Origin of the sequence: Serratia sp. LS-1 (assembly GCF_003719595.1) — a bacterium.
Lineage (GTDB): Bacteria > Pseudomonadota > Gammaproteobacteria > Enterobacterales > Enterobacteriaceae > Serratia > Serratia ureilytica.
Window position 1 is genome coordinate 4,834,122 of sequence record NZ_CP033504.1, and the last position, 12,177, is coordinate 4,846,298.

Here is a 12,177-nt window from a genome sequence, read left to right on the forward strand (position 1 = left end):
GGGAAATACCAATGGCAGCTAAAGACGTAAAATTCGGCAATGACGCTCGCGTGAAAATGCTCCGCGGCGTGAATGTTCTCGCTGATGCAGTAAAAGTGACCCTGGGCCCGAAAGGCCGCAACGTAGTGCTGGATAAATCTTTCGGCGCACCGACCATCACCAAAGACGGCGTTTCCGTTGCGCGTGAAATCGAACTGGAAGACAAGTTCGAGAACATGGGCGCACAGATGGTGAAAGAAGTGGCCTCCAAAGCGAACGACGCGGCGGGCGACGGCACCACCACTGCAACCGTACTGGCTCAATCCATCATCACCGAAGGCCTGAAAGCGGTTGCTGCAGGCATGAACCCGATGGATCTGAAGCGCGGCATCGACAAAGCGGTTGTCGCTGCGGTTGAAGAACTGAAAAAACTGTCCGTACCTTGCTCCGATTCCAAAGCTATCGCTCAGGTCGGCACCATCTCCGCCAACTCCGACGAAACCGTGGGTAAACTGATCGCGGAAGCGATGGAGAAAGTGGGCAAAGAAGGCGTTATCACCGTTGAAGAAGGCACCGGCCTGCAAGACGAGCTGGACGTGGTTGAAGGTATGCAGTTCGACCGCGGTTACCTGTCCCCATACTTCATCAACAAGCCGGAAACCGGTTCTGTTGAGCTGGAAAGCCCGTTCATCCTGCTGGCTGACAAGAAGATCTCCAACATCCGCGAAATGCTGCCGGTGCTGGAAGCCGTTGCCAAAGCAGGCAAACCGCTGCTGATCATCGCTGAAGACGTTGAAGGTGAAGCGCTGGCGACCCTGGTGGTCAACACCATGCGCGGCATCGTGAAAGTGGCTGCCGTTAAGGCGCCTGGCTTCGGCGACCGTCGTAAAGCCATGCTGCAGGACATCGCTACCCTGACTGCCGGTACCGTTATCTCTGAAGAGATCGGTCTGGAGCTGGAAAAAGCCACCCTGGAAGACCTGGGTCAGGCGAAACGCGTTGTCATCAACAAAGACACCACCATCATCATCGATGGCGTGGGCGACGAAGCGACCATCCAGGGCCGCGTTGCTCAAATTCGTCAGCAGATCGAAGAAGCGACCTCTGACTACGATCGTGAAAAACTGCAGGAGCGCGTAGCGAAACTGGCCGGCGGCGTTGCCGTTATCAAGGTTGGCGCAGCCACTGAAGTTGAAATGAAAGAGAAGAAAGCCCGCGTTGAAGACGCCCTGCACGCGACCCGCGCCGCAGTGGAAGAAGGCGTGGTTGCCGGCGGCGGCGTAGCGCTGATCCGCGTTGCAGGCAAAATCGCCGCGCTGAAAGGCGACAACGAAGACCAGAACGTGGGTATCAAAGTTGCGCTGCGCGCAATGGAAGCCCCTCTGCGTCAGATCGTGGTCAACGCCGGTGAAGAAGCTTCCGTTATCGCCAACCAGGTGAAAGCGGGCGAAGGCAGCTACGGCTACAACGCTTACTCTGAAGAATACGGCGACATGATCGCGATGGGTATCCTGGATCCAACCAAAGTGACCCGTTCTGCTCTGCAGTACGCGGCCTCCGTGGCTGGCCTGATGATCACCACCGAATGCATGGTCACCGACCTGCCGAAGGCTGACGCACCGGATCTGGGCGCAGCAGGCGGCATGGGTGGCATGGGCGGCATGGGCGGCATGATGTAATCATCCCCCACACGCTTGTGTGCTGAGAACCCCGGTCAAATGACCGGGGTTTTTTTTAGCTTAAAAATCAATAAAAAGAATGTTTATTTAGCTTGTTATTAGTTCACTGAATGAATTATTGCATTATTTTGCTTTTACCCTAAACCGTTGTCGTTTCGTACCGATATAGCCCTTACCGAGCGGGGAATTTCCCCTCGCCGGTGTGACTGTCAACGGAGACGACTTATGCTGAAAAATATGAAAATAGCCACCTGGCTGATGTTGATGCTGTTGCTGCTGGGCTTGATGCCCATGGGAACCGGCGCCATCGCCTTCTATTTCATGCAGCAAAACGGCCACAGCATCGACAGGATGAGCACCTTCTCCGACGAGGAAGCGGCGCTGAACCGCAGTTGGCGTGCTTTGCTGCAAACGCAGACGCTGATCGACAACATGGCGTTCGAGCGCTGGGCGCAGACCAGCAGAGCCGATATTCAACAGGGTATCGATGAGGCGCGCGGTGAGCTGCGCAGCGCCGACGTCGCTTTCAATCTGTTTTGGGAGACGCCGGGCCTGACGGTATCGCGCCCGGATCTGGGCGAGGCGATGAAAAAGGTCTATCTGGCGCAGCAGGCGGTGCTGAAGCAAGAACTGACGCTGTTGGCCGACACGCCGCAGGCGGCGCTGATCGAGCGGCTGCACGCCATGGCGGCAGAGAAGCGCCAGGTGCGCCAGCGGCTGGATAACCAGTTTGCCGACTACATGCGGGCCACGGTGGCCGCCCACCGTCTGGCAGTGGAAGAGGCGGAGCAGACCCAAAAAGTCTTCGCCCGTCTGCTGAGCGGCACCCTGGCGGCGATCCTGCTGCTGCTGGTCGCCGTGCAGCGTGATTTCCGCCGACGCTTGATTCTGCCGCTGCGCCAGATCGCCGAACATTTGCAAAAGGTTGGGCGCGGCGATCTACGTAGCGAGATCGCGGTACGCAACAACAATGAGATCGGCATGCTGTTCGCCAGCCTACGGACGATGCAGCAGGAGCTGAGTGCCACCGTGCAGCAGGTGCGTGACGGTGTGGAGTCGATCAACCACGGTACGCACGAGATCGCCGTCGGCAACGCCGATCTCTCCAGCCGCACCGAAGAACAAGCCAGCGCGCTGACGGAAACCGCCGCCAGCATGGAGCAGATCACCGCCACGGTGCGGCAAAACGCCGATAACGCCACTCAGGCCGCCGGCATGGTCAATCAGACCGCCGCCATTGCCCGCAACGGCGAAACGCTGATGGCCAGCGCGGTCGACAAGATGCGGGCGATCAATGACAGCGCGCGTCAGGTGGGGGATATCACCAGCGTGATCGACGGCATCGCCTTCCAGACCAACATTCTGGCGCTGAACGCCGCCGTCGAGGCCGCGCGTGCCGGGGAGCAGGGGCGGGGTTTTGCGGTGGTAGCCGGCGAAGTGCGCAATCTGGCGCAGCGCTGCGCGACTTCGGCCAAGGAGATCAGCGGTCTGGTCGACGGCGTAACCGGCGATATCGCCGCCGGCGTGCGGCTGGTGGAACAGGCGGGCGAGACGATGAATGCCATCGTCGGCTCGGTGAACCAGGTGACGTCGCTGATGGATAACATCTCCTATGCGTCGGAAGAGCAAAGCAAAGGCGTCGAGCAGGTCGGGGTGGCGGTGACCCAGATGGATCAGGTGACCCAGCAGAATGCCGCGCTGGTGGAGGAGGTGGCGACCACCGCCGTCGGCGTGGAGGAACAGGTGGCCCTGCTGGCGCAGGCGGTGGCGGTATTCAAACTGGCGGAGGGGGAACCGCGTCAGGGCGAAGAGCTGGCGCAGGCATCGGCGGCCGTTGCCGGTTGGGTATAACGCCGCCGCACTGTATTTGATGATATTTTTGCCGCCCGGGGCGATTTAGCTGGTAAACTGGTAAGTCATCAGCTGTCGCTCAAGACGTTGGCCCGCTCGCGTGGCAACGGATGCTTAAGAGATGGCATCGCTTTCTGATATACCCTATGAATTTCAAGTTGTAGCTAGGCGGCCAGCTCGTGAGTCCCCAGGCGCTTACTTGAGTAAGTAACTGGGGTGAGCGAGTGCAGTCAACAACGCTACAGCTTGAAAGACGACGGGTAGAAGATTTTGCGTAATTCTCAACATCGAATGGGGAACAAGATGCGGATTAAAGCCTTACTGGGTCTTTCGGCAGCGATGCTGCTGGCGGGTTGCAGCACCACTCATGAACTGACCGCTGCGGGTCAGCAGATCAAGTTCACCGACAGCAAGCCGGCGGCGGAATGCCAGCTGCTGGGGGAAGTGACCGGCACCCAGAGCAACTGGCTGTCCGGCAACGGCGGTGAAGGCAGCTCCATGCGCGGTGCGGCCAACGATCTGCGCAACAAGGCAGCGGCGATGGGCGGCAACGTCATTTACGGCGCCAACAGCCCAAGCCAGAACCTGCTCTCCAGCTTCGCGCCGCTGGACAGCAAAATGGTCGGCCAGGTTTACAAGTGCCCGTAAGGCGCTGAGGCCTAACGCCGCGAAGAGATAAAAAAGAGGAATGCCACGGCATTCCTCTTTTCGTTTCGTCGAGCCCTGTGGCGCGCGTCACTCCTGCATCAGGCGCAGGTCGATCGGCGTTTTGCTCGGTTCGCCGCCCACTTCACGCGTCAGGCGCGGCACCAGATAACCGGACACTTTGCTCAGCAGCGCCTGCATGATGACGCGCGCTTCATCGTCGCTGACCATGAAATGCGCCGCGCCCTGCACCTTGTCCAGCACGTGGATGTAATAGGGCAGGATGCCGGCGTCGAACAGCGCGTTGCTGAGCGCCGCCAGCGTATCGGCATCGTCGTTGACGTCGCGCAGCAGCACGCTCTGGTTGAGCAGCGTGACGCCGGCGAGGCGCAGCTGGGCCATGGCGCTCTGCAGCTCGCGGTCGATTTCGTTGGCGTGGTTGATGTGCGTGACCATCAGCACCTGCAGGCGCGAGGCCGACAGCAGGCGGCACAGCGCCGGCGTAATGCGCGCCGGGATCACCACCGGCAGACGGGTGTGAATGCGCAGGCGTTTCAGGTGCGGGATGGCCTCCAGCTCGCCGACCAGCCACTCCAGCTCGCTGTCTTTGGCCATCAGCGGATCGCCGCCGGAAAAAATGATCTCGTCCAGTTCCGGGTGTTGGCGGATATAATCCAGCGCCTGCCGCCAGTTGTTCTTGTTGCCCTGATTATCCTGATAGGGGAAGTGACGGCGGAAACAGTAACGGCAGTTGACCGCACAGCCGCCTTTGACCAGCAGCAGCGCGCGATTGCGGTATTTGTGCAGCAGGCCCGGCACCACGCTGCGCTGTTCATCCAGCGGATCGGTGGTGAACCCTGGGGCGTTGATGAACTCCTCTCTGGCGGTCAGCACCTGGCGCAGCAGCGGGTCGTTGTCATCGCCGGGGCGCATGCGCGCAGCGAAGGCGCGCGGCACGCGCAGGGCAAACAGCCGACGGGCATCGCGCCCCTGCGGCAGTTCCGGGTGCGTATTCAGTGACAAAAGCTGCAGTAATTCATCGGGATCGGTAATAACATCGGCGAGTTGATGCAACCAATCTTCTCTATGTGCCGTACTTTGGGTTATAATGTGTGCCATTTTTTTGGCTAAGCTACCAGTTCAAATATTCAGAGGGCCATCATGGCGACTTATTCTAGCAACGATTTCCGTCCGGGTCTTAAAATCATGTTCGAGGGCGAACCTTACGCCGTCGAAGCCAGTGAGTTCGTTAAGCCGGGCAAAGGCCAGGCGTTCGCGCGCGTGAAAATGCGCCGTCTGCTGACCGGCACCCGCGTGGAAAAAACCTTCAAGTCTACCGATTCTTGCGAAGGCGCAGACGTGATGGACACCAACATGAACTACCTGTACAGCGACGGTGAGTTCTACCACTTCATGCACCCTGAGTCTTTCGAACAGCATCAGGTTGACGGCAAAACCGTCGGCGACGCGGCCAAATGGCTGCAGGATAACGCAGAGTGCATCATCACCCTGTGGGATGGCCGTCCAATCGCCGTTCAGCCGCCGAACTTCATCGAAGCGGAAATCACCGATACCGATCCTGGCCTGAAAGGCGATACCGCAGGGACTGGCGGCAAGCCGGCTACCCTGAGCACCGGCGCCGTGGTAAAAGTGCCGTTGTTCGTCCAGATCGGCGAAGTGATCAAGGTTGACACTCGCTCTGGCGAATACGTCTCTCGCGTTAAGTAAGTTTCAAAACAGAGGAACCCCCGCGGTTCCTCTGTTTTATCCCATCCCCGTTCGTTGGCAGAAAATCCGCATGTTCAAGAAAACGCTGTTGGCCGTGCTCTCCCTGTTGTTCCTTTTCTCCCTCAGCAGTTGCAATACGTTTCGCGGTTTCGGCGAAGACGTTCAGCATCTCGGCGGCGCCATCTCCCGCACGGCCAGCTGATCCCGCCTTTAACCCGATGTATTTGCGCCACAAAGCCGGTCACGATCCCACACCCTCCGTCAATTTTGACTACGCTTAGAAAGCCGTACTTTTTCATCAACGACAAATAAGGACTTTCTTATGCTGAAGAAAAGTATTATCGCGATCTTCTCTTTGATGATTTTGAGCTCGCTGACCGCCTGTAATACCACCCGCGGTGTGGGTGAAGACATTCAGGCCGGCGGCAAGGCTATTCAGCGCAGCGCGGAATAATCCGCATTCCACCCGGCGGCGTTCCGGCTGCGGAGAGCCGCCACATTTCTATCCCTTGCCTGAGCGTTAACGCTGCTGCTATCCTGCCGCAGTGCGGGTGAGGTTACCCGTCATGCATCACCTCGCTAAACGGGACGACCCGTTTACGCGTCATTTTATCGGGGACGACCCCAGTGGTAGGGAGGCCGTCTCATGGCCTGGATTATTCTGCTTATCGCCGGTTTGCTCGAAGTGGTTTGGGCTATCGGTCTGAAATACACCCACGGTTTTACCCGGCTGACGCCGAGCATCATCACCATCGCCGCGATGGTGGTCAGCATGTTGCTGTTGGCCAACGCCATGAAAACGCTGCCCGCCGGCACCGCCTACGCGGTGTGGACCGGCATCGGCGCGGTGGGTGCGGCCATCATGGGCATGGTGCTGTTGGGCGAATCGACCAATATCGCGCGCATCATCAGCCTGTGCCTGATCGTGGTCGGCATACTCGGGCTGAAGTTCAGCAGTCACTGATCGGCGGACTGCTGCACCCAAATCAGCTTGTCGGTGGCGAAACCGTAGCCTTTGGCTGTCTGCAATAAACGGTCGCGCACGGCGGCGTCAAGCGTCGGCGTGCGCGACAGGATCCACAGATAGTCGCGGTTCGGGCCGCAAACCAGCGCGTAGCCATACGCCGGATCCAGGGCAATCACGTTGTAGCCGCCATAGAAAGGGCCGAAGAACGACACTTTCAGCGCCGCGACCTGCGGTGAACCGATAAAGTAGGCTTTGCCTTCGCTTTCTTGCCATTGCTGTTTCTGCGGATTGAAGCCGCGATTGATGACGTTCAGTCCGCCGTCGGCGCGCGGGCTGTAATGGGCGGTCACCTGCTGCAAACCGCGTTCAAAACGATGATCCAGACGTGCGATCTCATACCAGGTGCCGAGATAGCGCTGGCTGTCGAAATTGTTCACGACCTTGATGTCTTTAGGCGGGGAGACGCTGCAGGCGACGGAGAGCAGGGCGGAAAGCATGACGCAAAGCTTTGACCATAAACGCATCGGTGACTCCTGTTTACCGGGGGCGAGTAGACAGTGTAGCCGATGAGAAAAGGGCGGCCAACGGGCGTTGGCCACCCGAGCGGTTTACAGAGTGACGACGCCGATGACGGTGACGACGCTGAGGATTGCCGCCAGACCGTAGAACACCCACTTGCCGGCCGGCACGTGGATCTTCAGATCGTGCATCGCATGGTGGATGCGGTGCAGGCCGCACCACAGCGGCAGAATGATCATCAGCAGCAGGAACAGGCGGCCGATCAGGCTCTGGCAGAACGCCAGCACGCGCTCGTAACCCAGCGCTTCACCGGGGAACAGCCCCAGCGGCAGCAGGATGCCGACCAGCAGCACGATAGCCGGCGCGACGATCGCGCCCCACATGCCGCCGGCGCCGAACAATCCCCAGAAAACCGGCTCGTCGGAGCGTTTAGGTGCTTGATTTATCATGTTTCCTCCGGATTAGAACAGGGCCACGGCCAGGATGACCACGCTGACGACGATCGTGACGGCCCACAGCCCTTTCACGATGGGGCCCGGTCCCATTTTCTCGCTGTTGACCACGATATTGGCGGCCTTCGGCGCCAGATCGAACCAGGTTTTGGTGTGCAGCGCCGCCGCCAGCAATGCGACGACGTTGATTAACAGCACCAGCGGATTCTGCAAGAAACCGACGAAGCCGGCCCAGCTCTCGGCGCCGCCCTTCAGCGCGAACACGCCGTAGAGCAGCACGATGCTGAACCAGACGGCCAGCACCGAGGTGCCTTCGCGCAGCATGTAGAAACGGTAGAAGCCGAGCTTTTGCCACCAGGTGGGCGTCATGGTGCGCACATAGGGCTTACGTTGAGTTGTCATGGCAATTTTCTCCCTTATTGCGGCTTCAACATGGCGATCATGAAGTCTTTGGCGCTCTCCACCTTGCCCTGCTGGATGGCGGCGGCGGGATCGACGTGTTTCGGACAGACTTCGGAGCAATAGCCGACGAAGGTGCAGCTCCAGACGCCGTTTTGGCCGTTGAGCTGCGGCATGCGCTGTTTCTTGCCGTGGTCGCGGTTGTCCAGGTTATAGCGGTGCGCCAGCGTGATCGCCGCCGGGCCGATAAACTCGGGGTTGAGGCCGAACTGCGGGCACGCCGCATAGCACAGGCCGCAGTTGATGCAGCCGGAGAACTGGTGGTATTTGGCCATCTGCGCGGGAGTCTGCACGTTCGGGCCATCCTCCGGTTTGCGATCGTTGCCGATGATGTACGGTTTGATCGCCTCCAGGCTTTCGATGAAGTGGGTCATGTCGACCACCAGATCGCGCTCGATCGGGAAGTTGCCCAGCGCTTCGACCTTCATGCCGCCGACGTAGTCGCGCAGGAAGGTTTTGCACGCCAGCTTCGGCACGCGGTTGACCATCATGCCGCAGGAGCCGCAGATCGCCATGCGGCAAGACCAGCGGTAGGAGAGGTCCGGCGCCAGGTTATCCTTGATGTAGCCCAGCGCATCGAGCAACGAGGTCTGTTCGTCGTAAGGCACGGCGTAAGTGACGAAATGCGGCTCGGCGTCGCTTTCCGGGTTATAGCGCATGACTTCGATCTTCAGGGTTTGCATCTCAGCCATTTGCCTGCTCCTTATTCTTTTTCTCCTGCGCTTCGGCTTCTGCGCCGTAGACGCGTTTGGCCGGCGGCAGCTTGGTGATTTTCACGTCGCTGTATTCAAGACGCGGCGCGCCCTGCGGATTGTGGAATGCCAGCGTATGCTTGAGGAAGTTGACGTCGTCACGCTCGGTGCAGCCTTCGTCCAGGCGCTGGTGGGCGCCGCGCGACTCTTTGCGGTTAAATGCGGAGTGCGCCATGCATTCAGCGACGTCCAGACCATAACCCAGCTCGATGGTGTACAGCAGATCGGTATTGAACACGCTGGTGTTGTCGGTGATTTTGACGCGCTTGAAACGTTCTTTCAGCTCGGCCAGCTTATCGATGGTTTTTTGCATCAGCTCCGGCGTGCGGTAGATGCCGCAGCCTTCTTCCATCGACAGCCCCATTTCGTCGCGGATCTTCGCCCAGTTTTCGTTGCCTTCCTGCTTCATCAGGTTGCCCAGGCGGGTTTCGACGTCGCGGGTTTGCGCATCCAGCGCGCTGCCGTTGGCCGGCGCGGTTTCCAGCGCGCGGCGCGCCGCGTGCTCACCGGCGACGCGGCCGAACACCACCAGTTCCGCCAGCGAGTTGGAGCCGAGGCGGTTGGCGCCGTGCAGGCCGACGGAGGAGCACTCGCCGACCGCGAACAGCCCCTTGATGCGGGTTTCACAGTTCTGGTCGGTTTCAATGCCGCCCATGGTGTAGTGCGCGGTAGGGCGCACCGGGATCGGATCTTTCACCGGATCGACGCCGACGTAGGCCTTGGCCAGTTCGCAGATGAACGGCAGCCGCTCCAGCAGCTTTTTCTCGCCCAGATGGCGCAGATCGAGGTAGACCACGTCGCCGCGTGGGGTGGCGATGGTGCGGCCGGCGCGCCATTCGTGCCAGAAGGCCTGGGACACTTTGTCGCGTGGGCCCAGCTCCATGTATTTGTTCTTCGGTTCGCCCAGTGGGGTTTCCGGGCCCATGCCGTAGTCTTGCAGGTAGCGGTAGCCATCCTTGTTCACCAGGATGCCGCCTTCGCCGCGGCAGCCCTCGGTCATCAGGATGCCGGAACCGGGCAGGCCGGTCGGGTGATACTGCACGAACTCCATGTCGCGCAGCGGTACGCCGTGGTGGAACGCCATGCCCATGCCATCCCCGGTCACAATGCCGCCGTTGGTATTGTAGCGGTAAACGCGCCCGGCGCCGCCGGTGGCCATCACCACCGCGTTGGCGCGGATCTGCACGCGGGTGCCTTCCATCATGTTGAGCGCCACCAGGCCGCGCGCCTGGCCGTCATCCACCAGGATATCCAGCACGAAGTGCTCGTCGAAGCGTTGGATTTGCGGGTATTTCAGCGAGGTCTGGAACAGGGTGTGCAGCATGTGGAAGCCGGTCTTGTCGGCGGCGAACCAGGTGCGTTCGATCTTCATGCCACCGAAGCGCCGCACGTTGACCGAACCGTCCGGTTTACGGCTCCACGGGCAGCCCCACTGCTCAAGCTGGGTCATCTCGCGCGGGCACTGATGCACGAAGTGATCGACCACGTCCTGCTCGCACAGCCAGTCGCCGCCGGCGACGGTGTCGTGGAAGTGATAGTCGAAGGTATCGTGATCCTGGGTGACGGCGGCGGAGCCCCCCTCGGCGGCGACCGTGTGGCTGCGCATCGGGTAGACCTTAGAGATCAGCGCGATTTTCAGTTGGGGATTGGCTTCCGCTGCGGCTATTGCTGCACGTAAACCAGCGCCCCCGGCCCCAATAATGGCAAGATCGGCGTTAAAGGTTTGCACTGCATTCCTCCAATGTTCTTGTTAAGAACGGCAAGTTAAATATCTATGCTTAAAATTTAGCGAACTCTTCGGGTGCTAACTAATTGAACCGATTAATGTTGCTTAAAGGTTAAGGATAGATATCTCCCACCAATAATGGGGAATTAACTATACCTAAAGTTAAGTAGTCGAAATTTGATGTGATCGATTGTTTTGTCGATTAACGCTTGCCCGGCAGGCTTGTCTGTTTTTTTGCGCGTTCGGCCGGCTTTACCCTTTTTAACGCGCTTTTGCCGCCCTTTTATCGGAAATTGGCGTTATCGCCGGTTGCGCATCGTGAAGAATTTGTTTGGCTGCAAGGATGCGAGTAGACTGCATCCCCTGTTTGATTTCGGAGTTAATTACCATGAGCGAAACGGCAAGCTGGCAGCCTAGTGCACCCATCGCCAATTTGTTGAAACGCGCAGCGATTCTGGCTGAGATCCGGCGTTTCTTCGCCGATCGTGGCGTGCTGGAAGTTGAGACGCCCACCATGAGCCAGGCGACGGTCACCGACGTTCACCTGTTCCCGTTCGAGACGCGTTTCGTCGGGCCGGGAGCGGCAGAGGGCCTGACGCTATACATGATGACCAGCCCGGAATATCACATGAAGCGCCTGTTGGCGGCGGGCAGCGGCCCGATCTACCAAATGGGGCGCAGCTTCCGCAATGAAGAAGCCGGGCGGCATCACAACCCGGAATTCACCATGCTGGAGTGGTACCGTCCGCACTACGACATGTACCGCCTGATGAATGAGGTGGACGATCTGCTGCAACAGGTGCTGGACTGCGAGAGCGCGGAGACCCTGTCCTATCAGCAGGCGTTCCTGCGCCATCTGGACATCGATCCGCTGTCGGCGGAGAAGGCGCAGCTGCGCGAAGCAGCGGCCAAACTCGATCTGAGCAACATCGCCGATACCGAAGAAGATCGCGATACGCTGCTGCAGCTGCTGTTCACCGTGGGCGTGGAACCGCATATCGGCCGTGAAAAACCGGCGTTCGTGTACCACTTCCCGGCCAGCCAGGCGGCGTTGGCGGAGATCAGCACCGAAGACCACCGCGTGGCGGAGCGTTTCGAGGTGTACTTCAAGGGTATCGAGCTGGCGAACGGTTTCCGCGAGCTGACCGACGGCCGTGAACAACAGCAGCGCTTCGAGCAGGACAACCGCAAACGCGCGGAGCGCGGCCTGCCGCAGCAACCGATCGACTACAACCTGTTGGCGGCATTGCAGCACGGCATGCCGGAGTGTTCCGGCGTGGCGCTGGGCGTGGATCGTCTGGTGATGCTGGCGCTGGGCGCCGAGAGCCTGAGCGACGTATTAGCCTTCCCGGTCGGGATCGCCTGACGTTTCAGGCGGCGAAAAAGCAAAAAGGGGGTCGGCATTTGCCGACCCCCTTTT

14 protein-coding genes are annotated in these 12,177 nt (G+C 59.7%); 8 read left to right on the forward strand and 6 right to left on the reverse strand.

The features are described from left to right. The first annotated feature begins 11 nt into the window (after positions 1–11). The 3 genes from groL (at position 12) to EDY99_RS22980 (ending at position 4,157) form a co-directional block, all read left to right on the forward strand. On the forward strand, positions 12–1,658 hold the full coding sequence (groL, locus tag EDY99_RS22970; RefSeq protein ID WP_004929662.1) for a chaperonin GroEL: 1,647 nt from the start codon (positions 12–14) through the stop codon (positions 1,656–1,658). Positions 1,659–1,883: 225 nt separating this feature from the next. Further along, entirely contained in the window at positions 1,884–3,509 is a 1,626-nt protein-coding gene (locus tag EDY99_RS22975) for a methyl-accepting chemotaxis protein (protein ID WP_123062086.1), read from the forward strand. 303 nt (positions 3,510–3,812) lie between these two features. Continuing rightward, entirely contained in the window at positions 3,813–4,157 is a 345-nt protein-coding gene (locus tag EDY99_RS22980; RefSeq protein WP_025305007.1) for a DUF4156 domain-containing protein, read from the forward strand. Positions 4,158–4,244: 87 nt separating this feature from the next. Here the strand turns inward: EDY99_RS22980 and epmB are convergent, their stop codons facing one another. Beyond that, positions 4,245–5,273 carry an EF-P beta-lysylation protein EpmB gene (epmB, locus tag EDY99_RS22985; RefSeq protein WP_060660044.1) on the reverse strand — a complete coding sequence of 343 codons (1,029 nt, stop codon included), beginning with the start codon at positions 5,271–5,273 and terminating at the stop codon, positions 4,245–4,247. A 42-nt stretch (positions 5,274–5,315) separates the two neighbouring features. On the opposite strand from epmB, the gene efp reads away from it, so the two are divergent. The 4 genes from efp to sugE all read left to right on the forward strand — a co-directional run bounded on the left by efp (position 5,316) and on the right by sugE (position 6,846). Next, complete coding sequence (efp, locus tag EDY99_RS22990) at positions 5,316–5,882, forward strand: elongation factor P (protein ID WP_004929666.1); 567 nt, start codon at positions 5,316–5,318, stop codon at positions 5,880–5,882. Between the two features lie 70 nt (positions 5,883–5,952). Further along, positions 5,953–6,084: an entericidin A/B family lipoprotein gene (locus EDY99_RS22995; protein ID WP_004929667.1), complete on the forward strand. Its 132-nt coding sequence runs from the start codon at positions 5,953–5,955 to the stop codon at positions 6,082–6,084. 120 nt (positions 6,085–6,204) lie between these two features. Then, entirely contained in the window at positions 6,205–6,336 is a 132-nt protein-coding gene (locus EDY99_RS23000) for an entericidin A/B family lipoprotein (RefSeq protein ID WP_004929668.1), read from the forward strand. Positions 6,337–6,528: 192 nt separating this feature from the next. After that, on the forward strand, positions 6,529–6,846 hold the full coding sequence (gene sugE, locus EDY99_RS23005; protein ID WP_004929669.1) for a quaternary ammonium compound efflux SMR transporter SugE: 318 nt from the start codon (positions 6,529–6,531) through the stop codon (positions 6,844–6,846). Here the strand turns inward: sugE and blc are convergent. The 5 genes from blc to frdA form a co-directional block, all read right to left on the reverse strand. Beyond that, positions 6,840–7,373 carry an outer membrane lipoprotein Blc gene (gene blc / locus EDY99_RS23010; RefSeq protein ID WP_101453608.1) on the reverse strand — a complete coding sequence of 178 codons (534 nt, stop codon included), beginning with the start codon at positions 7,371–7,373 and terminating at the stop codon, positions 6,840–6,842. The genes sugE and blc overlap by 7 nt on opposite strands. A gap of 84 nt (positions 7,374–7,457) precedes the next feature. After that, positions 7,458–7,817, reverse strand: coding sequence for a fumarate reductase subunit FrdD (frdD, locus tag EDY99_RS23015; protein ID WP_004929672.1), 360 nt, complete (start codon positions 7,815–7,817; stop codon positions 7,458–7,460). A 12-nt stretch (positions 7,818–7,829) separates the two neighbouring features. Continuing rightward, positions 7,830–8,222: a fumarate reductase subunit FrdC gene (gene frdC, locus EDY99_RS23020; RefSeq protein ID WP_025305010.1), complete on the reverse strand. Its 393-nt coding sequence runs from the start codon at positions 8,220–8,222 to the stop codon at positions 7,830–7,832. 14 nt (positions 8,223–8,236) lie between these two features. Continuing rightward, positions 8,237–8,971, reverse strand: a complete 735-nt coding sequence (locus tag EDY99_RS23025) for a succinate dehydrogenase/fumarate reductase iron-sulfur subunit (RefSeq protein WP_033648713.1) — start codon at positions 8,969–8,971, stop codon at positions 8,237–8,239. Beyond that, on the reverse strand, positions 8,964–10,760 hold the full coding sequence (frdA, locus tag EDY99_RS23030; RefSeq protein WP_047573004.1) for a fumarate reductase (quinol) flavoprotein subunit: 1,797 nt from the start codon (positions 10,758–10,760) through the stop codon (positions 8,964–8,966). Before frdA ends, EDY99_RS23025 begins: the two co-directional genes overlap by 8 nt. A gap of 385 nt (positions 10,761–11,145) precedes the next feature. Between frdA and epmA the strand changes: the two genes are divergently transcribed. Next, positions 11,146–12,123 carry an elongation factor P--(R)-beta-lysine ligase gene (gene epmA / locus EDY99_RS23035; RefSeq protein WP_004929681.1) on the forward strand — a complete coding sequence of 326 codons (978 nt, stop codon included), beginning with the start codon at positions 11,146–11,148 and terminating at the stop codon, positions 12,121–12,123. Positions 12,124–12,177: the final 54 nt, after the last annotated feature.